Source organism: Methanocella arvoryzae MRE50 (assembly GCF_000063445.1).
GTDB classification, from domain to species: Archaea; Halobacteriota; Methanocellia; order Methanocellales; family Methanocellaceae; genus Methanocella_A; species Methanocella_A arvoryzae.
In genome coordinates, this window is sequence record NC_009464.1 from 1,675,706 (window position 1) to 1,696,803 (window position 21,098).

Annotated in this window: 21 protein-coding genes; 10 read left to right on the forward strand and 11 right to left on the reverse strand. The window is 58.3% G+C overall.

What is annotated here, in order from left to right; all coding sequences use genetic code 11:
- Positions 1-65: 65 nt before the first annotated feature.
- Entirely contained in the window at positions 66-1,088 is a 1,023-nt protein-coding gene (locus tag RCI_RS08365) for a polyprenyl synthetase family protein (RefSeq protein ID WP_012035991.1), read from the forward strand.
- 108 nt (positions 1,089-1,196) lie between these two features.
- Positions 1,197-1,961: a nickel pincer cofactor biosynthesis protein LarB gene (larB, locus tag RCI_RS08370; RefSeq protein ID WP_012035992.1), complete on the forward strand. Its 765-nt coding sequence runs from the start codon at positions 1,197-1,199 to the stop codon at positions 1,959-1,961.
- A 78-nt stretch (positions 1,962-2,039) separates the two neighbouring features.
- Here the strand turns inward: larB and RCI_RS08375 are convergent, their stop codons facing one another.
- Positions 2,040-2,441, reverse strand: a complete 402-nt coding sequence (locus tag RCI_RS08375) for a hypothetical protein (RefSeq protein WP_162097773.1) — start codon at positions 2,439-2,441, stop codon at positions 2,040-2,042.
- A gap of 313 nt (positions 2,442-2,754) precedes the next feature.
- Positions 2,755-3,090, reverse strand: a complete 336-nt coding sequence (locus RCI_RS08380; RefSeq protein ID WP_148266577.1) for a hypothetical protein — start codon at positions 3,088-3,090, stop codon at positions 2,755-2,757.
- A 308-nt stretch (positions 3,091-3,398) separates the two neighbouring features.
- On the opposite strand from RCI_RS08380, the gene RCI_RS08390 reads away from it, so the two are divergent.
- Complete coding sequence (locus tag RCI_RS08390) at positions 3,399-5,426, forward strand: DUF460 domain-containing protein (RefSeq protein ID WP_012035995.1); 2,028 nt, start codon at positions 3,399-3,401, stop codon at positions 5,424-5,426.
- A 66-nt stretch (positions 5,427-5,492) separates the two neighbouring features.
- Here RCI_RS08390 and RCI_RS08395 read toward each other — a convergent pair whose 3' ends face one another.
- Positions 5,493-6,287, reverse strand: a complete 795-nt coding sequence (locus RCI_RS08395) for a hypothetical protein (RefSeq protein ID WP_012035996.1) — start codon at positions 6,285-6,287, stop codon at positions 5,493-5,495.
- 138 nt (positions 6,288-6,425) lie between these two features.
- On the opposite strand from RCI_RS08395, the gene RCI_RS08400 reads away from it, so the two are divergent.
- A complete protein-coding gene (locus RCI_RS08400; RefSeq protein WP_012035997.1) occupies positions 6,426-7,127 on the forward strand; it encodes a glycosyltransferase in 702 nt (233 codons plus the stop codon).
- A gap of 1,025 nt (positions 7,128-8,152) precedes the next feature.
- Here the strand turns inward: RCI_RS08400 and RCI_RS08405 are convergent.
- The 3 genes from RCI_RS08405 to RCI_RS08415 are packed head-to-tail and all read right to left on the reverse strand — an operon-like array spanning position 8,153 to position 10,800.
- Positions 8,153-8,869, reverse strand: coding sequence for a UPF0280 family protein (locus RCI_RS08405; RefSeq protein ID WP_048198297.1), 717 nt, complete (start codon positions 8,867-8,869; stop codon positions 8,153-8,155).
- A gap of 33 nt (positions 8,870-8,902) precedes the next feature.
- On the reverse strand, positions 8,903-9,295 hold the full coding sequence (locus RCI_RS08410) for a 4Fe-4S binding protein (protein WP_012036000.1): 393 nt from the start codon (positions 9,293-9,295) through the stop codon (positions 8,903-8,905).
- A complete protein-coding gene (locus RCI_RS08415) occupies positions 9,292-10,800 on the reverse strand; it encodes a homocysteine biosynthesis protein (protein ID WP_012036001.1) in 1,509 nt (502 codons plus the stop codon). Before RCI_RS08415 ends, RCI_RS08410 begins: the two co-directional genes overlap by 4 nt.
- A 263-nt stretch (positions 10,801-11,063) precedes the next feature.
- Between RCI_RS08415 and RCI_RS08420 the strand changes: the two genes are divergently transcribed.
- The 3 genes from RCI_RS08420 to RCI_RS08430 all read left to right on the forward strand — a co-directional run bounded on the left by RCI_RS08420 (position 11,064) and on the right by RCI_RS08430 (position 13,808).
- Entirely contained in the window at positions 11,064-11,705 is a 642-nt protein-coding gene (locus RCI_RS08420; RefSeq protein ID WP_012036002.1) for a MarC family protein, read from the forward strand.
- 112 nt (positions 11,706-11,817) lie between these two features.
- Entirely contained in the window at positions 11,818-13,008 is a 1,191-nt protein-coding gene (locus RCI_RS08425; protein WP_048198299.1) for a hypothetical protein, read from the forward strand.
- Between the two features lie 233 nt (positions 13,009-13,241).
- Entirely contained in the window at positions 13,242-13,808 is a 567-nt protein-coding gene (locus RCI_RS08430; protein ID WP_012036004.1) for a TATA-box-binding protein, read from the forward strand.
- A 43-nt stretch (positions 13,809-13,851) separates the two neighbouring features.
- On the opposite strand, the gene RCI_RS15765 is transcribed toward RCI_RS08430, so the two are convergent.
- Positions 13,852-15,558 carry a sensor histidine kinase gene (locus tag RCI_RS15765; protein ID WP_052309936.1) on the reverse strand — a complete coding sequence of 569 codons (1,707 nt, stop codon included), beginning with the start codon at positions 15,556-15,558 and terminating at the stop codon, positions 13,852-13,854.
- Positions 15,559-15,723: 165 nt separating this feature from the next.
- Between RCI_RS15765 and RCI_RS08440 the strand changes: the two genes are divergently transcribed.
- Together RCI_RS08440 and RCI_RS17005 are read left to right on the forward strand one after the other, a co-directional pair.
- On the forward strand, positions 15,724-16,398 hold the full coding sequence (locus RCI_RS08440; RefSeq protein ID WP_012036006.1) for a DUF5591 domain-containing protein: 675 nt from the start codon (positions 15,724-15,726) through the stop codon (positions 16,396-16,398).
- Positions 16,399-16,444: 46 nt separating this feature from the next.
- Entirely contained in the window at positions 16,445-16,606 is a 162-nt protein-coding gene (locus RCI_RS17005; protein WP_158308894.1) for a hypothetical protein, read from the forward strand.
- Here RCI_RS17005 and RCI_RS08445 read toward each other — a convergent pair.
- Entirely contained in the window at positions 16,590-17,384 is a 795-nt protein-coding gene (locus RCI_RS08445) for a DUF4013 domain-containing protein (RefSeq protein ID WP_012036007.1), read from the reverse strand. The two genes, RCI_RS17005 and RCI_RS08445, sit on opposite strands and share 17 nt — an antisense overlap.
- 213 nt (positions 17,385-17,597) lie before the next feature.
- Positions 17,598-17,888 carry a DUF7123 family protein gene (locus RCI_RS08450; protein WP_012036008.1) on the reverse strand — a complete coding sequence of 97 codons (291 nt, stop codon included), beginning with the start codon at positions 17,886-17,888 and terminating at the stop codon, positions 17,598-17,600.
- A 241-nt stretch (positions 17,889-18,129) separates the two neighbouring features.
- Between RCI_RS08450 and RCI_RS08455 the strand changes: the two genes are divergently transcribed.
- A complete protein-coding gene (locus tag RCI_RS08455; protein ID WP_048198301.1) occupies positions 18,130-20,127 on the forward strand; it encodes a PocR ligand-binding domain-containing protein in 1,998 nt (665 codons plus the stop codon).
- A 19-nt stretch (positions 20,128-20,146) separates the two neighbouring features.
- On the opposite strand, the gene RCI_RS08460 is transcribed toward RCI_RS08455, so the two are convergent.
- Both RCI_RS08460 and RCI_RS08465 read right to left on the reverse strand, forming a co-directional pair.
- Positions 20,147-20,677 carry a MarR family transcriptional regulator gene (locus RCI_RS08460; RefSeq protein WP_231844809.1) on the reverse strand — a complete coding sequence of 177 codons (531 nt, stop codon included), beginning with the start codon at positions 20,675-20,677 and terminating at the stop codon, positions 20,147-20,149.
- On the reverse strand, positions 20,670-21,086 hold the full coding sequence (locus RCI_RS08465) for a flavodoxin family protein (RefSeq protein WP_012036011.1): 417 nt from the start codon (positions 21,084-21,086) through the stop codon (positions 20,670-20,672). The genes RCI_RS08460 and RCI_RS08465 overlap by 8 nt, the downstream gene beginning before the upstream one ends.
- Positions 21,087-21,098 lie beyond the last annotated feature (12 nt).

The window sequence follows — 21,098 nt, forward strand, 5'->3', positions numbered from 1 at the left end:
ATTTTTATATAAGCGCTGGCTACGAAGGGTTTTAATACGTAAAAGTCAATAGGCACATGAACACTATGGCAATCCCGGTCATCTCTATCCTTGAAAGCTATTCAGTTTACACGAACCAGGAGATCAAGAGAATCCTAGACAGCCGCAGGAAAGTCGGGCTGCTCGGAGACATGATGATGTATCACCTGGGATGGAGGGATGAGGAGTTGAACCCGTGCGAGGCCAAGGGCGGAAAACAGCTCAGGTCCACCATGTGCCTGCTGGCCTGCGAGGCGATCAGCGGCAAGTTCGACAACGCGCTGCCGGGGGCTGCTGCCGTCGAGCTGGTCCACAACTTCTCCCTCATTCACGACGACATAGAGGATGGGGACGAGACGCGCCGCCACCGGCCCACAGTGTGGAAGCTCTGGGGCGTTCCCCAGGCGATCAACACCGGAGATGCCATGGATGTCGTCTCCTACATAGCCATATTAGAGCTGAAGGTCAAGCCCGAGACCATGATTAAGGTCCTGCGGGTCTTCAACGACACCATCATGCAGCTCTGCGAAGGCCAGTACCTGGACATGGACTTCCAGACCAGAAAGACCGTCACTGTGGAAGAGTACATCGAGATGATCACCGGCAAGACCGCCGCCCTCATCGAGGCATCCACCGCCATCGGCGCCATGGCAGCCACAGACGACCAGAAGGTCATCGACCACTTCAAGGCCTTCGGCCACAAGATCGGCATAGGCTTCCAGATCCAGGACGACCTGCTGGGCATCTGGGGCGACCCCTCCAAGACCGGCAAGTCCGCGAGGAACGACATCAGGAACAAGAAGAAGACGTTACCTGTATTATACGCCCTGCAGTACTCGAAGCAGAAGGAAGAGCTGAAACAGCTGTACGCCAAAGAGCAGTTCTCCGAAGCCGACATCGACCGGGTCTTCCAGATCCTCACCGAAGCCGGCGCCTATGAGTACACCATGAAGACCGCTCACCGGTACAGAGACGAAGCCTTAGCCGAGCTGGAAGGCCTCTGCCCCGGCAGCAGAGCCATGGACGATCTCATTGCCATCGGCCGGTTCCTGGTTGACAGGGATTACTGAACACTTTTCTCACCTTTTCTTTTCCGGGAGCCCCGCGGCGGCAGACCGGAAAAGCTTTAATAACACTGGCCTCATGAGTCTAAATACTAATTTCCCGGAGGGAAAACGATGAGCGTCCATGATGTCCTGGAGAAGGTGAAGCGGGGAGAGATCGGCGTAGAAGAGGCGGAGCGGCTGCTGAAGATCGACTACGTGGAGAGGATCGGCAACCACACCGTCTTCGACATGTCCAGGGAGGCCCGGTCCGGCATCCCGGAGGTGATCTACGCAGAGGGCAAGACGCCGGCGAAGGTCGGGGAGATCGTGGAGGCAGTCGTGAGGCAGAAGGGCATGATAAGCGTGTCCCGGGCTTCCGAGGCAGACCACGCGGAGATCATCAGGCGCATCGGCAGCGACGGTGTCATCCACAGGCCCGAGGCCAGGATGATCGTGGTGGACAGGCGGAAGGAGAAGCCGGCGAAGACGGGTAAGGTCGGCGTCCTGACCGCGGGCACCTCGGACATTCCGGTGGCCGAGGAGGCCGCGATTATCGCAGAGGTCATGGGCTGCGAAGTGATCCGGGGCTACGACGTCGGAGTTGCAGGAATCCACAGGCTCCTGGACCCGCTCAAGCTGATGATCTCCGAGGGCGTCGCCTGCATTATCGTAGTCGCGGGCATGGAGGGCGCGCTCCCCTCCGTAGTGGCAGGCATCGCGCCGGTCCCCGTAATAGGCGTGCCCACCAGTATCGGATATGGCCTGGGAGCCGGCGGCATCGGCGCGCTGACGACGATGCTCCAGTCCTGCTCCCCCGGCCTGGTGGTCGTCAACATCGACAACGGGTTCAACGCGGGCGCCACAGCGGCGCTCATCGCGAGGCTTAAAAATAGCTAAAAGCTAAAAAATATGCCCGACACCCGGCCCCTGGCCGGAAAGTGTCGGCCGTATTCTTTTCTCTTATTATATCACTGCTCAGCAGACTCCACAGCTGCTGATGCCGCAGCCACCAAGGCCGCCGATGCCGCAGCCGCCGAGACCATAGCCACCGAGACCATAGCCACCGAAGAACGGGCTGCCAAAGCCACCGAGACCATAGCCGCCGAAGCCGCCGAGGAACGGGCTGCCAAAGCCGCCGAAGCCGAGGCCGCCGAGACCCAGGCCTCTGAAGCCAAGACCTCTGAAGCCGAGGCCGCCAAAGCCGAGGTTGTTAAAGCCGAGGCCGCCAAGGCCGCCGAAGCCGCCGAAACCTGTGGTCAGTGCAGATGCGCTGCTGGCCGCGCTGGCGCCGCCGAAACCCGCGCCCGCACTGGAGAGCGCAGATGCGCTTCCCAGCTGTGCCGAGGCCGGTGCTGCCACGAGAAAGCCGATTACCAATGCCGCGAAGGCATACATAGCGATTCTACTTAGGTTTGTCAGAAGTTTTCCCCCTACAAAAAGTAATCACTGCCACCGACGATAAAAAGGCTAGGCCAGAAAATCACAAAAGCGGCGATTAGAACAGGTGTGTTACAGATAACAAGGGCAAGGGCAGGCCGCTATGGTTTACGGCACACAGAGGCTGGGGATGGAAGCAGTTACCATCCCGCCTTTCCGGTCGTCTCCCGGATGAAGCCCGTCAAAATAAGCGGAAGCGCTCCGGGCAGAGCCGGAACGCCGATCCATATTGGTCTGAGGTTTTAAGTGGAGCTTACCAGAACACCCGCTGCTGCCACCAGGGGTTCCACAGTCCCCAGTTGTTGAAGCCGAGACCGCCCCACCTGTTGAACCACGGGTTCCAGCCTCCGAGGCCAAGACCCCAGCCGCCGAAGAACGGGCTGCCAAAGCCGCCGAAACCGCCGAGGCCGAAGCTGCTGGCGCTGGCACTGCTGGCTGCACTGGCGCCGCCGAATCCTCCGAAGCCACCGCCTGCCGCTGCAGAGCTGCTCGCCGCTGCCGAGGCCTGTGCAGCCGCGGGCGTCGCCATCATGGTGGCGATTGCCAGTGCCACAAATGCGAATGTCGCAATTTTCCTTATGTCTGTCATGTGTATCCCCTACAATATTAGATTGATCAGAATGATGATAAAAAGCTGGCATAAACTCGCTGACCACAGTGCATCTAAAATCTATTTTATACAGATAATTTTAATACTCTCCCCGCCCAACCAGATGTTGACACCAGCTATATGTTGACAGTAATCGGGGAGTGAGGCAAAGGCAGGCCGCACCTGACGCCGTCTGGACCGCCGCACTCGAGGCATGAAAAACTTTTTGAACAGCCGTGGTACACAATTGTGTTACACAATTGTGTTGCACAATTGCGCACATTCGAAAGTCACAGATTCACACGACAATGCCAGCCCAGACCACCAACGTCATATTCGGCGTCGACATCGTTCACGGGTCCAGCCGGTCCCGGGAAACTCCCCGGTACGCTCTCGTTATCCTGAATGGCGAAGTCGAGCGCTTCCCGGACATCAGCCTTTTTAAGCTTTTACGGATGATCCGCCAGTACCGACCGGACATACTCGCAGTGGACAGCATCACCGAGCTTGCCCCGAACAGGAAAGAGCTTATCGCCCTGCTGAAGCGCCTGCCGGCCGACGTCAGGCTGGTCCAGGTGACCGGCAACGAGCACCAGGAGCCGCTAACCCGGCTGGCCAAGGACAGGGGCATCACGTTCAACCCGCTTAACCCGGTGGAGGAGGCGTTCGCGTGCGCCTGCCTCGCCGCCATGGGAGTCGGGTACATAGTATCCGTGTTCGAGGACAGGACGATCATCAAGGTCAGCCGGGCACGGTCTCTGGGCAGGGGCGGGTGGAGCCAGAACCGGTACCGCCGCAAAGTCCAGGGCAGGGTGAGGGAGAAGGTGAGAGACATCGAGGCGAAGCTGAAAGCCATAGATCACGAGGCAAGCGTGACCCAGGGCTTCGGAGGCCTGGTCAACGGCACCTTCGTCGTTAATAAGAAGCGGTCCGAACTGGGCGCCTTAATACACAATTCCCGGGAGGAAGACGTACAGGTGACAGTAACCAGTGTAGAGAAAGATACCATCGAGTTCATACCGCTGGAGAAAAAAGTCAGAGAGCACCTGATCGTCGGCGTTGACCCCGGGACCACGATCGGCGTCGCGGTGCTGAACCTGCAGGGCGAGCTCAAAGGCCTGATCAGTTCCCGGGTCATGTCCATCCCGGACGTGATCGAGTACATCCGGGAGTTCGGCAAGCCGGTAATCGTGGCCACTGACGTGGTGCCCCCGCCAGACACCGTGGAGAAGATCAAGAGGTCGTTCAAGGCCACGCTGTTCGCCCCTGACGAGCGCATCTCGGTGGATGAGAAGGTCAGGCTGGGCAAGCCTTATGGCTATAACAACGACCACGAGCGGGACGCGTTATCGGCCGCGGTCAAGGCGTTCAACACCTACAAGAACAAGTTCGCTCAGATCGACCGCAAGGCGCCGTCTCACCTGGCTAACGACGTGAAGGCCATGGCCATCGGCGGCACCGCGATAGATGCTGCGATCAGCCGGCTGATACCGAAGCCGGCTGCGAAATCCCGGGCAACCGCGCCTGCTCCCGGGCCTGTCGAGGGCAATGCGGATGTGGAGGCCAGGCTGGCAGAGCTTCGGGAGCAGATCAGGAAGAAGGACGAGCAGATCGAGAACCTCCGCGCCTACGTGTCCGAGCTGAAGCGTGAAGCCCGGGACGCCAGACAGAGGCTGGAGGCCAGAGAGCGCAAGCTAAACAGCTTACAGCAGCGCGGCCTCGACGACCTGCGAAAGAGTAAGGAGATCACGATCAGGGACAAGGAGATCGACCGGCTCAAGAAGGAGGTCTACGACGAGCGTAAGCGGAACGCGGAGCTCAGGTCTAACATCGACCGGCTCAAGCAGATCCGGGTGCTGGAGTTCAGGGGCGACAAGTCCCCGGTCAAGATCATCGAGAACCTGAGCAAGGACGCCATCATGGCCTGCGATAAGAAGCTGGGCCTCAAGCCCGGGGACATCGTTTTCATCAGAGACGCGGGCGGCGGCCCGCAGGCGGCCTCGATGCTCATCGAAAAGGGAGTCAGGGTCGTCATCCGGGGCACCTTCATGTCCCACCTGGCCGAGGAAAAGTTCCTCGAGGCGAAGATGCCCGTCGTCTCGAAGGAGGACGTCGGCCTCAAGCTCGTCGACGACTTCGCGGTGCTGGACAGCCACAAGCTGGATGCCGCCATCGAACGGTGGAAGCAGTTGCTGGCGAAGAGAGAGAAGGAGAAGAACGTCGAGTGGTTCAACGGCATCATCGCCGACTACAAGTCCGAGCGCCGGCGGGAGTACCGCAAAGAGCAGCGGCAGAGCGTGAACCAGTACCTGGGCGACTATACCGACGAGGAGTAGGCCGGCCAGAAGGCCGGCCAGAGATGCCCTGAGTGGCGCGCGCTCAATGTATTCCGGTATCCGAAATCAGCGCATTATTCTGGCCTGGCTGGTGTAGTAAGGCCGGGAGATGTCGACGCCGGTGACCTGCTCTGTGTCCGCGTCGACGTACGTCTTTATGAGCAGGTATGGGGTCACGTCTGTGTTTTTCAGCCGGTACTTGTGCTCGGTGACATCGATCCATGTGTTTCTGTCGGCCATGTAGCTGGTATCGAGGGTGACGGGGCTGTCGCCGGTGACGCTTCCCTCGGCCACTCCCAGCTGGTCGTGGATGCCCGGCAGGACGTTTTCCATGTAGTGCTGGTAGGCGACGTTCTGGACCAGCGTGGCGGTGAATCCGGCTACCGAATGCGTGGACCGGTCGACGACGTAGGTGACCGACCAGCCGGAGGCCCGGGTATAGTTGCCGGCATAGTACTGGCCGAGCCCGATCTTCACTTTTCCGGCTTCTACGTCTCCGGGCGGCCCGATGATCATGCGGTACGGGTCGGCGGGATCGATGACGGCAGAGTAGTAAGGCGTGGTAAGGTAGTCGGCCTCTATCGTGATCCCCTCCTGGCCGAGGTCCCGGTACTCGTCCTGGTGGGCTTCCACCCACGCCATTTTGGCGGCCTGCATGTCAGGCAGGTAGTCGGTCATGATCGCCCTGGAAATTTCTCTCTGCTGCTGCTTATAATACTCAAGCTCCTCGGTGGCGGACTGCAGCGCGAGGTAGTTCAGCGCGCAGGCTATCAGCGCAACGATAAGTACTGCGGCCAGCGTCGCATACAGAAGCTGTTTTAGTCTGTCCATGATCATGCCTGCGTAGTGCTCTTCTACCATAATTGGGTACGGGGGTATATCAACTTACGGGCGCTGCCCGAAAGATTGATAAGGCTTATGGCTCATGAAAAGCATTATTTGATCGACCTGCCGCACCGCCGGACCGGGTGTGCCATGGCTTCTCAGTACGGTGAAAAAATGGATATATCCGTAGTCATCCCCGCGTATAACGAGGAAAAGTACCTGGAGAGGTGCCTCAAGTCGCTTCAGCGCCAGCAGTTCGGCGGGAACTACGAGGTCATCGTCTCGGATGACAGCAGCACCGACGGGACGGCAAAGCTAGCGGAAGCGCTCGCCGACAGGGTGATCACCCACCCCAAGAGCACCATTTCTCAAGGCCGACAGATCGGCGCAGACGCCTCGAAGTACGAGGTCATCGCCTTCACCGACGCCGACACGTTCATTCCCCCCAACTGGCTATCCAGCTTAGCCTCCAGCCTCGAAGACCCTGAGGCGGCCGGCGTACACGGGAACCTGATGCCGCTGGACGGCAACCGGCTGGAAAACCACTTTTGCAGGTACGTGTTACCACCGTACTCGAAGCTGATGGTGAAGATCAACAGGCCCTCTGTCCCCGGCGCCAACTTCGCCGTCAGGAGAGACGCCTTCAACAAGGCCGGCGGCTTCAACGTCCGCCTCTCCACCGGGGAAGACGTAGAATTGTGCAACCGCATCAAATGCTTCGGGCGCATCCTTTTTAATCCAGAGTCGGTCGTCTACGTCTCGACCAGGCGCATCCGCAAATGGGGGTACATGAAAACCGTTTCTTTCCACATCACCAATACTTTGAGATTACACGCCTTCGGGTACGGGGAGATGGAGTACGAGCCAGTGCGTTAAATCAAAAAGGTAAATTCCTGGCGCCTATAAGCCTCGACTTTTAATCGCAAAGACGCAAGGCGGGCTGTCCTATAATTCGTGTTCGTTAAACAATAAGGAGATAAGTATCATTTTTAGAGAATCCGTATGATCTTATCCTATATGTTCGCCCGCCAGGACGCCTGCACTTGCAGGCGTCCGATGCGGGCGATCCGATGACGATCGCTGCGCTGTGCCTGGACACAGATTGTACAGATTAGACAGATTAGACAGATGGTCATCGAATCAGGATGGTAAAGACGACCATTTCTTGATTATATATTGAGTTCATCTGTGCAATCTGTACAATCTGTTAAATCTGCGTCCCAGCACAGCGCAGCGATCGTCTTGCTGTTTCACCGGACCAGGACAATCAGAAAACGCACAGCACAGCGATCGTATGAGGATCGCCTTCGAGAACGCCTGCCATTGGCAGGCGTTCAAAAGGCGAGCATCCTGAAATAATACAATTCTACATTTGGGTAGCATATTATCTTAACAGGCAACCGCAATGAATTATGAGACAGCCTGAAAAGCGCAAGGGCGCAATAGTTTTCCGAAATGTCTTTGCGTCCTGGAGCCCTGGCGCCCTGGCGCCCTGGCGCCCTATGAAACTTGTTGTTTCGGCGAGGGTTGCAAGGCCGCCAAGCACTCGCCTTATGAAAAATGGAATATTCAGGTAGAGGCTACGAAAAATTAGAAGTTGGCCCGGGTGAGTCGAAAATACCGCCAAGAGCGCCAAGGAGCCAAGCTCGCCAAGAGCTATTTTTCACGGAACGCCAAGAGGCCAAGCATGCTAAGGGCTTTTTCGATCTGAACCACACCAATCACTAAAATTATAGCTTGGCGTGCTTGGCCTCTTGGCGAGCTTGGCGGCTTTACAAGCGCAGAAACTAGGAACTGCCAGTTATTCATCACTTATGCCTGATCAAGACTCCGATCATCACCCGACTCTTTGCGAATTAAATACGAGGCGGCATGTCGCCGATATATCGCATGCATGAGCTTCAGTCGCCTTTAGTAATCTTCTCATAATCTACGTGGGCCCGCACGATTTTGGGCAGCCTGCCATAGGTGGCCATCTTGTCGCCGATGATGCCGACGGCGCCGGTGACCTCTGGTATTTCTTTTAAGAAGTCGAAGGCCGTGGCCAGCGATGCCACGTCGACGATGCGGTTGCCGAGGGCGGTGGCGGCTGCGTCCGCCAGGGAAACGTCGTCCGAGATGACAAGCGCAGCGTCGGAGTTACCGAAGCTGATGGAGGGGCCGACTGTCGCGGAGGAGGTGCATACTCCGAGGATAGTGTCCCGGGGCGGTATTTCGAGGCCCAGGCCTTTGATGGGCGATTCCCCGGCATAGATGCCGACGACCACGGGCTCGTCGTTGACAAGAGCGATGTCACCGCCGTTGTCCACTAACGCGTATTTCGCTCCGGCCGCTGCCATCGCCTCCACAGCCATGCACCCGATGGTACCGGCAACCGCCGCCATCGGGCCGACCCCGGCTTTTGCAGTCGCCGCGCACATCCGGCGCACTACGTCCGGAGCATCTGCCGGGCACTCGTAGGGCTCCAGCGTGCTCTGGAAATACGGGTCCCGGGCGATGAAGGCCTCCAGTTCACCCCGGACCCGGTAAATTGTATCCAGGCAGACCGGGTGGTAGGGCTCGTCCGCTATCACTGTAATGATCGTTTCCCGGATCTGGTACTTCGCCGTCTTCCTCATAAAAACAGAGGGGGTTTGCACCCCCGGAACTTTTTATTGTTTATCCGTCAGTCTGATGGCGCTGGTCGGGCAGGCGTGGGTGCAGGTGCCGCACTGGACACAGGCGGCCTTGTCGATGGTGACCTGCCAGTCGTGCTCGTACGAGATGGCGTCGACGGGGCAGACGGAGACGCAGGCGCCGCAGTGGACGCACTGGTTGTCGTCTTTCACGATCGCTTCGCCGAGTTTGGTCACGTCTACCTTTTTCTTCCGCAGCACGCTGACGATGGAGCGGCAGCTTTCCTCGGGGACGCTGATGACGATCTCGCCGCTGGTCCCGTCTACCCGGGCCAGCTCGATGTCGATTCTGGCGCCGGTTTCGAGGATGGTTTCGGCTATGATGGGCTGGCGGATGATCTCCGGGTTGAACTTCAGTCGTAGTTTCACTGTACAGGCCCCCTTGCGAGCAGTTTGCTCAGGCATTCTGCGGTGACGATGCCCAGCACCTTGCGGTCGTGGTCGATGACGGGCAGGGCGGAGATGTTGTGCTTTTCCAGCAGCCGGACAGCCAGATCGACGGGGTCGTCGGGCCCTACTGTGACCACGTTCTTCGTCATCACCATGTCCAGGCTGTCCCTCTTCGAGAGGGCGACGGCTTTGGAGACGTCCCAGGCGGTGATGATGCCGATGAGGCGTTTCTCATCGTCCACAACGGGCAGGTGGTTGAACCGGTCCTTGATGATGGTCCGGGCGGCGTCGTCAACGCTGACGCCCGCTCTGGTGGTCGCCACCTTTTTAACCATGATGTCCTTCACCAGCGGCAGGGCCACGGTCTCCTTCATCGGGCGGGCTGAGGAGGTACGGCTCAGGGTTTCTGCGGGGCCGTTGAGGAAGAATTTGCCTTCCTTGATCCACGCTTTGAGCTCGAAGGCCACTTTGCGGGCGTTGTAGAAGCTGGACAGCGAGGAGGTCTTCACGTCTTTGCCGTTGATTTCCACGGAGCCGCTCTTCAGCTGCTCGTAGGTCACGTCCCGGAAGGCCGGCCTGCTTCTGCGGGGCACCGAGTAGTCGTAGATCGTGGTGGTGATGTCCGCGTCGGATACGGCGGTGAACCGGGCCATGTCCTCGTCCAGAATGGGGATGGGTATGCCCATGCCTAGGAACATGGTGGTGCCGTACCGGTAGAAGGATGCTGCCCTCAGGTAGTCCCGGCTCATCTTCTTAAGGTCGCCGGTCACCATGAGCGTGCCGAAGCCGCTGGCGGAGCTGTGCTGGGTGCCCTCCGAGACGATGTAGCCCGGGGCGCCGCCCAGGAAGATCCGGGTGCCCGGGCCTATCGTCCGGTATTCCGGGTCGTTGGACAGTGGCGACAGCACGCCCGCGCCGGAGTAGGTGACGTTGCCGTTGTTAGGCAGCAGAGTGCCCATGTAAGTGTAGATGGTCTTCGGGGAGCCGTTGGTCGCGGCATTGTACTTCTGGTAGCCGTTTCTGGGGTTGACCATGATGGCCTGGTTGAGGTCGTCCAGCGTGAGCCTCGTCTCGATCTGTTTCCGCGGATAGCAGTCGGTGCCATAGGCAGTTGCTTTGAGAGTGATTTCCTTGCCTGCGACCAGGTCCTCGATGACGTGGGACCCGCCGTACTCCATGCCCCGTGATTCTGATAGCTGGGTTGCGCCCAGGTATGCGTCCACTGCGGCTACGCCGGTGTAGGCTTCCACGTCGTTCATGTAGACGCGCTGCATTTTGATGGGCGGGTCGGAGTGCCCGAAGTTGAGGAATACGCCGGTGGAACACATAGCTCCGAACGTGCCTGTCGTTACCACGTCCACCTGGCGCGCCGCTTCCGTGACGCCCAGTTCCTGTACCAGGGAGGTCATCTCCTCTGCCGTCACTACGTTGACAGAGCCCTCCCTGATCTTCTGGTTGATTTCTTCTATGGTCCTGAGTACCATGCTTCCACCTGATACGCGCAATACGTAATGTGATACGTTACATGCTACATTATGTAATAACAACCTGCACTATTTATAATTGCTGGTTATAATGCGGCTAGTTAACAATTGATGATTATCACAACGGGGTCAAATAGCTGTTGCCATGTCCTCTGCCCCATGCTCGTGCCTGCGGTATGTGGCGGCACCGGCGATATCCCGCCGCCCTTTGTGAATACAGTTATCATCATTCTGGCTCCACCTTATGAGCGAGAGGGGGTCATGTGAATTTTGAACTGTTCGTCAGCGCAGCCATTTCCATTTTTGTCATGTCCGACCCGTTCGGCAACATACCCATATTTCTCTCGCTGACCGGGGGCATGAACCGCCCCCAGCGCCGGCGGGTGATCACGAAAGCGTCCATTGCGGCCACTGTGATCATCTTCATTTTCGCCGTCGTCGGGCAGCCCGCTATGAACCTGCTGGGAATCTCGCTGAACGCGCTGAGCATCGCGGGCGGTATGCTGTTGCTGCTCATAGCCCTGGACATGCTGATGAGCACAGGCCTGCACGCGAAGAGGACGGAGAGTACAGAAAACACCACCCATGAGGATGAAGAAGCCGACTCTATAGCTATAACCCCCATGGCGACGCCCCTCATCGTGGGGCCGGGAGTGATGGCGGCTACCGTCGTCTTCATGAACAGGGCGGCCGGATTGATGGATCAGGCGCTCGTCCTCTCTGCCGTGCTGATCGCCATGCTGGGCTCGTGGATCGTGATGGTGAACAGCGACCTGCTCTACGCCATCCTCCACCGGGACGGCACCAGAGTCCTCACCAAGGTGATGGGCATCATCCTCGCCGCCATCGCTACAGAGATGATGATATCAGGCCTGCTCAACGCGTTTCCGGCGCTCGCAGGGTGACGTAAGCGCAGCGAGATTTCCGTCGTATGCGCTCGCCGTGAGGCACGAGAAATCAGTTTTATTTTATGATAGTAATATAAATATGGCGGTAGTTGGATTCAATGGCGTTCCTATGAGGTATAAAGTCGCTATCGCAATCGTTACCACCATCGCTCTGGCAGCACTGCTTTCCGGTATGCTGGCGAGCTTCAACTTCGCTACGCATTCCGGGGGCTGGCCCGGAAAGATTGATCGGGAGGCTATGCCGGAGATCAGCCCCAGGAGCGGGCTGATCAGCATCGACTACCTGAAGGACGCCACTAAGGATGCCGGGCCGGGAAGGCTGAGCAGCAACTGGCTCGACTTCATCGCCAGAGGACAGTCGGATAACATGACAGGACAGGCAGGACAGGACAGGCAGGCAGAATACCTTGGACTTAACTATACGCCCGCGGGAGGGGCGCAATATAGCCTTGCGGACCTTTATTACACAGGCGAGTCTTACGAGGGCAAGCGCGTGTACGTAGCCGCTGCGGACCCGGGAACGTCGAGGGTGCCCGATCTAATCTACCTCGAGGAGGGCGGCAACCTGACCCGGTACACAATGGCAGATAAGCCTCCGGTATATGCTTATACGCCCTACGGCGCGTACAACACGAACGAGACGGTATGGTTCGGCCTGGCCAACGACGCCGGGGGGAGCATGGAGCTGATGAACGCCGCGCCCTACGAGATCCAGAAGAGGGAGGGTGACAGGTGGGTTACCGTGTTCACCCCTGTGGCCGCGCAGGTGATTGTGCCCATGGAGAACGGCACTTTCAGGGAGTGGCAGTGGAACCAGATGCTGGACGACGGCACCCGGGCGCCCTTCGGGGAGTACCGGGTGGTGATAGCCGACAGGTATACGACCGGCTTTAACATATCGCCCGATACGCCCTCAGTAGAGCGATCTCAGCAGGACTTCACCCGGGAGAGCGTGGAGGAGAGGTTCATCTCCCCGCCCCAGGCGGGCGCTTTGACCACCGCCTACCCGCCCGCGCCGTACAGCGAGCAGCTTCGGAAGGACATAGTCAGCGAGATGCTCTTCAAGGCCTGGGCGCAGAAGCTCGACCCCGGATCGCTGGAGACCGCGATCAACGCCACGGGGCTGCTGGACGACCCCGATATGCTGCCCTGCCTGGCCGTGCGGGCCACCTATGAGGGCAGGCCGGCCTGGATAGTCGCCTTCACCTACGGCGGCAGAGAGGCCACGCTGTCCCACGTCAGGTACTTCGTGGTCGGGGATGATGGTGGCGTGATAGCGGGCGGACCGATCAGCGTCTAAAAGAGATTATGACTTTTTCATACTCGCAGGCTGGTAGTATATAAAGTATATATACTCCATGTGACTTTAATACATATTTAAATAGCGCGATAACGATTATTGGCTTTTTACCGGCGGCAGAATTTCGCCGCTTACTAGATGGCCGGTAATACGAATATCTTATATAGTATAAATACTCGTTATAAAGAGTATAAATACTCATCATAAATGAGCTTAAAGAAAGAGGCCTTACAATGAGCAAAGCTGACGAAGCCAAGAAGACGATTACTATCGAGAACGTCGTAGCGTCCACCGCTATCGGCCAGGAGATCGACCTGAAGTCCGTAACGCTGGCCCTCGATGGCGCCGACTACGACCCGGAGCAGTTCCCCGGCCTGGTCTACAGGACCAAGGACCCCAAGACCGCCGCCCTCATCTTCCGCAGCGGCAAGATTGTCTGCACCGGTGCCAAGAGCATCGAGGACGTGGACCGCGGCCTCAAGAAGGTCTTCAAGAAGATGGACAGCGTCGGCATCAAGGTCGCCGACAACCCGGAGATCACCGTACAGAACATCGTCGCCTCGGCTGACCTGGGCTCTGTGCTCAACCTGAACGCGATCGCCATCGGCCTCGGTTTAGAGAACATCGAGTACGAGCCCGAGCAGTTCCCGGGCCTGGTGTACAGGATTGACCAGCCTAAAGTAGTAGTCCTGCTGTTCGGCAGCGGCAAGCTGGTCGTCACCGGCGGCAAGAAGCCGAAGGACGCCGAAGAGGCCGTGGACAGGATCGTCCGCGAGCTGGAAGGCCTGGCTTTAATTTAAGCCAGCCTCAACCATTTTTTCTGGCAGCTGTCCGACAGCGCCATTATTTTACATTATTTCCGAAGGGCAGTATGACCACGAACCTGCAGCCCTTGCTGTGATCGCCCGGCACCCGGTCTTCCGCCCATACCATGCCGTGAAAGGCTTCCACCAGCGTCCGGACCAGGTACAGTCCGAGGCCTTTTCCGCTGGCTTTGGTGTCACCCCGGTGGAACCGGGTGAACAGGCGTGCTTTAGTCTCGTCGTCGATCCCCGGGCCGTTATCTTCGATGCTGATGCGGCAGTACTTCCTGCCCTGCAGGTAGATGGTGTCGAGGCTCACCCCGATTTCCAGGTCGCCGGTAGAGTGCTTTACCGCGTTGCCGAGGATGTTCGAGAACACGTCCTTAATCAGCTCGTTCGCGACCACGTAGCACCCCGAGACAGGGGTATAGTTGACCCGGATGTTCCTGCCCGGGATGCCGGAGAAGATGGGGACGGTCTCTGAGAGCACTGCGCTCACGTCGATGGTCTCTTTCGCCATCTCGCCCGACCGGATACGCTGCAGCTTGGAGACGTTGGAGATCAGCCTGGAGCTGTCTCGCAGCGCCTGAAGGGTGCAGGCGATCAGCCTCCGGGTTTCGGCGCTGATCTCCGGCGCCTCCATCGCGAACTCCAGGTACCCGACGCCCGCCTGGTTCATGTTGTTGATGTCGTGGCAGATCAGGTCCAGGTATAGCTCGGCCTGGGCTTTCGCCTCCTGGAGAGCGATCTCCGCCATTTTCCTCTCCGTGATGTCGGTGATGAAGCCCTCCATCTCGGCGTACGTGGCGCCGGAGCGGGAGATTCCCCGCCCCTGCTCGTACACCCACTTCTCGGTGCCGGAAGCGGTGGTAATCCTGTACGTCATGCGGAACACCCGGTGCTCTTGGAGCCCCTTCTGTACCTCCTGCCATACGTAAAGCCGGTCCTCCGGAACTATCAGGTCGTTGTAGGAAATCCTGTGGTTGCCCAGGAGATCATCAGGGCGGTATCCTGTGAGCTCAAGGCAGCCTTCGCTGACAAACTCCATAGTCCAGTCGCGATCGTTGAGGCACCGGTAGACCATTCCGGGCAGGTTTCCGATCAGGGTGGACTGGAAACGCTGGCTGTCCTTCAGTGCCTCCTCGCTCTGCTTCCGCCGGGCGATCTCGCCGGCCAGCGACCGGTTGGTTTCCCTCAGTTCCGAGCTCCGCTCCTCCACTCGCTTCTCCAGCCTGTCCCTGACGCTTCTGAGCTCTTCCAGGGTTTGTCTGAGCGAGGTGATGTCGACGCCGGTGCAGAAAATTTCGACCACCCGCCCGTCCTCGACTATCGGGAACATGCTGGAATACACCCATTTGAACGTGCCGTCCCGGACCTTGAGCCTCCATTCCTGCTCTGGCGCTGCGGCGCCCGTTTCCACGATGCGGGCGACAAGCTCTTCGAACTTCCCGGCGTCTTCCCCGTTGAAGAGCAGGTCCTGCATCTTCCGGCCCAGGGCTTCGCTCCGGCTGTACCCGTAGAGCTCAGTACAAGCTCTGTTCCAGTGCCTGATAGTGCCGTCGGGGTCGAACCCCGGGATGGCTACCATGGGAGTATTCTCGAAGATCGCCTCGAACCTGGACAGGGCTGCCCTGAGAGCGGTCTCGATCGCCCTGTGCCTCTTTTCAGTCTCCTCCAGCCGGGCTCTACACTCTGCGAGATCGTCGGCCTCTTTAGCCAGGCCCTTATTGATTACTTGATCGACCATAGCGTATGCCCCCGTAGCAGGCGGCAACGCACCGTGCCGTCGCCTGCTCATATGCAGCACTGTAAGATCAGTTATATTGCCACTCGTAATATTTTACGTTGTTGATCGGCCCCGGCAGGGCGAAAAATGTTTTACTCATGAAGCAGGTATGCCTGTCTTGATAGTATGATCATCCCCGAGCACGAGCGCAGCAAAGAGCCAATGAAAGGCGAGCGCGTATTAAGCCACCCCGACATGATCCGGGCCAACGAATGGATCCTCCGCGAGTACCAGGCGCCCGAAAAGGAGTACTGCGTGTTCGTGCCCTGTGCCAAGGCCAAGCCGTACCATTTAAGTCCCTCGCACCAGATGTACGACCGGATCATCTTCTCTGTCTTAAAGCCCGAGGAGACCCACATCGTCGTGTTCGGGACATGCGGCGTCACCCCGAGGGAACTAGATACCGAGTACCCGTTCATGAACTACGAGTTCATGCTGGGCCGGTGCGACGTTGCTTCCGTGAAGGACGAGTTCGTCAGGAACGAGAGCAGGAAGCTGGCCGCTTATTTAGAGAAGACGAGGCACAACTACAAGCACCGGGTCGCCTACTGCCTGGGAGACTTCCGCAAGGCCATACAGAAGGCGCTGACGCTGACCGATGTTCCAGTCACGATCGCCCCGAAGGACGAGACACTGGAGAAGAATGTGCAGCCGGAGAAGTCTTTCAAGTACGGGTCATTATCGAGAAGGCCGTACCTGCAGGACCTGAGCGATGTTTTATGTGACCTGAAAAAGGCGCCCCGGCGCACGGTGGGCGTCACCGAGCAGTCGGTCAACGATACAGACTGGTACCTGATCTAGATCTTAATATTATTCAGGTGACAGGCTCCTGACGCTCTGCCGCTTTTTGCCCGAGATCAAGACCTGGGCCGTCGAGATGCCGCATAGCATGCCGGCTGCAAGGAAGCAGGCAGATGAAGAGCTGAGGGAAGGTACGGGCAACGAGAGCCGTCTTATGACGGCAGAGAAAAGTGAGCAGCCGGGCGACAGAGTTACTGGACTTTCTTAAGCTTCCCATTTTTCAGCAGGTAGCGGAGCTGCCTGCCCCGGAGGAAGGTGTTCGAGGCCAGCCCCGCGAAGAAGAGCCAGGGCGATATGGCCGTAAATAGTATGAAGGGCAGCGAGTAGGTCCGGTCGATGCCCGGCATCGCGGCGATCAGCAGCCCGGGCACGGCGAAGATGAAGCCGATGATGCCGAAGGAGAACATCTTGCTCAGCAGCAGCTCCGGGTTCGCTATCGTCCACTTCAGCGTTTTCACGGGGTTCAGGGCGGACCGGAGGCTTCCGTAAATAGCGTACCGGAGCCACGCGTTGCTGAAGAGCGTCATGAAGGTGAAGGTCATCGCCATTATAGTAATAGTGATGATCACCGCCGTCGCGGAGAAGCCGGCGTAGCGAATGTTGTAGCCCAGGAAGTCATCGCCTCCTGCAGGACGGGTGATCGCCATCCCGGGGAGGGTGAAGATTTCGACGAGGAGCAGGGCTGCAAATGGTAGTATGATGAGCACGCCGTAGACGACTCCGAGGGCGGTGATGCGGAGGCCGTTGCCGAACATCGCCCGGATTCCCCGGAGTTCAGGAAGGCGCTCGTTTCCTGCCATCACTGAGGTGAGGCACTGGTGCATGTAGCCGAGCAGCAGCGGGATGCCGGCCGCAGCGTAGCACAGGATCACGAACAGGCCGCCGATGAAGAGCGCGGACAGCCGGGATACGCAGTATGCCAGCGAGCCTATGGTATCGTCCACAATTCTGGCCGCCACTTCTCTGATCGGGCTGTTTTTCGCCATGGGATAAGCAATCTCCGCCGAACGCTAAAAATCTTTCCTGGCGGACAATATAGTAAAAAGCAGCTGTTGCCTGCCGCTGGCTGCCTGCGAGTGGAAGGCAGGCAGCCTGAGGCATAGGAGGCTGGATTGAATAGAGCTTGTTTCTCAGCAAGCCGTTATAGGCCGGGATTGCTTCGGGAGGATAATTTATGGGCCAGGCTAAGCCGGCCCTGATCAAGCCTGTACGTTTGCCTGCGCATTGCAGTACGCAGGCTTTTCAGGCCTGGACTCGACCCGCCATGTGGTGCTCTTGGAGTAGCTCCACTTTTCGATCCGCAGGTCAGCGCAGTCGTCGGAAAGCATCTTCATGTTGGTGCCCACTTCCTTGGAGGTCATGCCCAGATCCCGGGCGATGTACTTGGACTTGAAGTAGCACTTGCCGGCCTTGAGGCCGTTTTTAAGATACTCGAGAATCGCTTCCTGACTTCTATTATACGATTCCTTCAGCGGTATTTTGTCAAACATGGTCTGATTACCTCCTTTCGGTTGAGCTATAAGGCAGGTGATAAGCTTCCGGACCGTGTGCACGATCCAAGAATTACCCCGGCCTACTTTTCGACTTTATTCGACAGCGCTTAATAAGTGCTTATTAAACTATAGTATAAATAAGTTACGCTCTTTGTTCGACATAAGTTATCAACAAAACTTGTGTACGTTACTTTACACCGAAGAGTATATCGTCAATCACGCGAAAAGTAACGATGATATGGCAACCGACAGGGAAGAGTTCGCCCGGATCCGGGAGGTCCTGAAGAAAAATCCGAGGGGCATGAACGTGATTGAGATCGCCGCGGCGATCGACATGCACCGGCAGTCGGTGACCAAGTACCTCGAGATGCTGGTGATCTCGGGGCAGGTGGAGATGAGGACCTTTGGCCCGGCAAAGGTGTACTATTTGTCCCAGCGGCTGCCGCTCTCTGCCATGCTCAGCATAACGTCTGACATGATCCTGCTGCTGGACAGGGATCTGAAGATCATCAACGCAAACGACGCGTTTCTGGCGAAGATGGGCGCGGCGAGGGAGGACATCTTAAATAAGGTTATTGGCTCCGAGTACTTCCCTCTCGAGTTCCAGCCTTCCATCATACCTCGCATCGCCGACGCTATTCTGGGTAAGGAATCCAGGATCGAAGCGGTCTACAAGAAGAGGTCGAAGGAGCAGTACTTCGACGTGAAGCTCCTGCCAGTGGTGTTCGACGACGGGCAGCCCGGGGCCACGGTGATCATGGAGGATGTGACCGGGCAGAAGCGGGCGGAGAAGGAGAGGGAAACCATCATGGCCCGGCTGAAGGAGAGCGATCAGCGGTTCAGGTCCCTCCTCCAGAACCTCAGGTCGGGCGTCATGCTGGCGGATGCCGACGGCAGGATTCTGGTCTACAACCCGGCTTTTCTCCAGATCTTCGGCTTTAAGGACGAGGATATGCAGAGCCTGAACATCAGGGGCATGGAGTGGAGCGCCATAGAATCGTTCGACAGCGATGGACGGATACTGCCACCCGACGAGCGGCCGTCGATCAAAGCCTTCAGGACTGGCTGCCCGATCAAGAACATGCTGGTAGGCTTCCGCCGCCTGACAGACGGCAGGATCACCTGGTCGCTGGTCAACGCCGAGCCGCTGAAGGCCCCGGACGGTCGCGTGGAAAGGCTGATCTGCACGTACTACGATATTACAGAGCGCAAGCTTACAGAAGAGGCGCTCCGGGAAAATGAGACAAGGCTGCAGAAAGCCCAGGAGATAGCCCATCTCGGCAGCTGGGAGCTGGACATCAGGAGCGGCTCTCTGACCTGGTCCGACGAGGTGTACCGGATCTTCGGCCTGCAGCCGCAGCAGTTCACCGCCACTTACCAGGCTTTCCTAGACATGGTGCACCCCGACGACAGGGAGGCCGTTGACACAGCATTTACCACTTCGGTCCGGGAGGGCAGGGACACATATGAGATCGTCCACCGGGTGGTAAGGAAGCCCACCGGCGAGATCAGGTTCGTCCACGAGAAGTGCGAGCATTACAGGGACGCCTCAGGCCAGATAGTCAGGTCGGTGGGCATGATACACGACATCACCGAGCGGGTGATGATGGAAAAGGCGCTGCTGGACCGGGAAGAGTACCTGAAGCTGCGGCTGGACGCCCTGCTGGCGCCGGGCGGGGACATATGCGAGAAGACGCTGGAGGAAGTCCTCGATTTGCCGGCGCTGCAGGAAAGCATAGACTCGCTGTATGACGTCACAGGCATAGGGATCTGGATCCTCGGCCTGGACGGCAAAGTCCTGGCCGGAAAAGGCTGGCAGGACATCTGCTCGAAGTTCCACCGGTCCCACCCGGGCACCTGCAAAAACTGCGTGGAGAGCGACCTTTACCTGTCGGGAAAGCAGCTGGCAGACGGGGAATACGAGGTATACAGGTGTAAGAACGGCATATGGGACATCAGGACGCCGATCATCGTGTGCGGCAAGCATATTGCCAACCTGTACTCCGGGCAGTTCTTCTACGAGGATGAGGAGATCGACCGCGCCTTTTTCGAGAGACAGGCGGACAAGTACGGGTTCGATAAACAGGAGTACATGGCAGCACTGGACCGGGTTCCGCGCGTCGACAGGGAAAAAGTCCTGAAAACCATGGGCTTCTATACTAAGTTCGCCCGGATGATAGCCCGGCAGAGCTACAGTAACGCGAGGCTGGCAAAAGCGCTGGCGGACAAAAAATAAGAAGCCCGGACGACCGGCCCTATTCTGAACCTGCCTCTTTCCCGCCGTTAAGCCTGGCCGCCTTCGCGTCCTGGTACAGCCGGCTTGCACGGGCCTCCAGCTTCGCCACGATGTTGAACAGCGCCTTCATCTCCTCGTCGTCGAGGCCCTCGAACATCCTCAGCATCGCCTGCTTGTCGTGCTCGTCGCGGTTCCGGAAAAGATCGTGGCACTTCTGGGTCACCTTGAGCCGGATGATCCGCCTGTTCTCGGGGTCCCGCTCCAGCGTCATGAAGCCCCGCCGCTCCATGGCGGCGGCTACCTGCTTGACGTTCTGGTGGGTGGTGCTCATCGCGTCCGCCACCTCCTGGATTGACGGAGCATGCCTGAACCCGGCGCCTATGACGATGAGCATGAGCCACTGCTTTGCTGTGATACCGTCCGGCTCCAGCTCCTTTTCTATGTAGTATCTCCACCGCTGCTCGATGAGGAACACCATGATCAGGGTGAACCTCGCCATGCCGAGGCGGCTGGAGGCGAAAGCGTCCTTTACATCTGAGGCATCAGCCAAGCTTTGCCATCTCCCGCGCGAACAGCCTGACGGCTGTTATATCATCCTTGCAGGGGCGGCCGATGTTGACCACGACGAAAGCCTTGCCCTTGCAATAGTAGCTACCTATGATTATGGCTCCTTTCCGCTTTAAAGCCTCCGCCATCACCTGTACCTCTTTCCCCTGCCCGCTCCCGGAGGTGCCGAACAGGGCGATCTTTCTGCCGGTGAAAGTGTTGTTCTCGATGAACTTCATCATCTCCTCGCCCGGCTTATCGCCATAGCTGCCCGTGCCCATGAACAGCAGGCCTTCTTCGGGAACCCGGGCCAGAGCCTTTACGCTCACGGCCCCGGCGCCGAGCTCTTCGGCAATCGCTGCCGCGATCTTCTTCGTGTTGCCAGTCATGGAGTAGTAGAGCACGTGAGCCATTTGCCTGCCTCC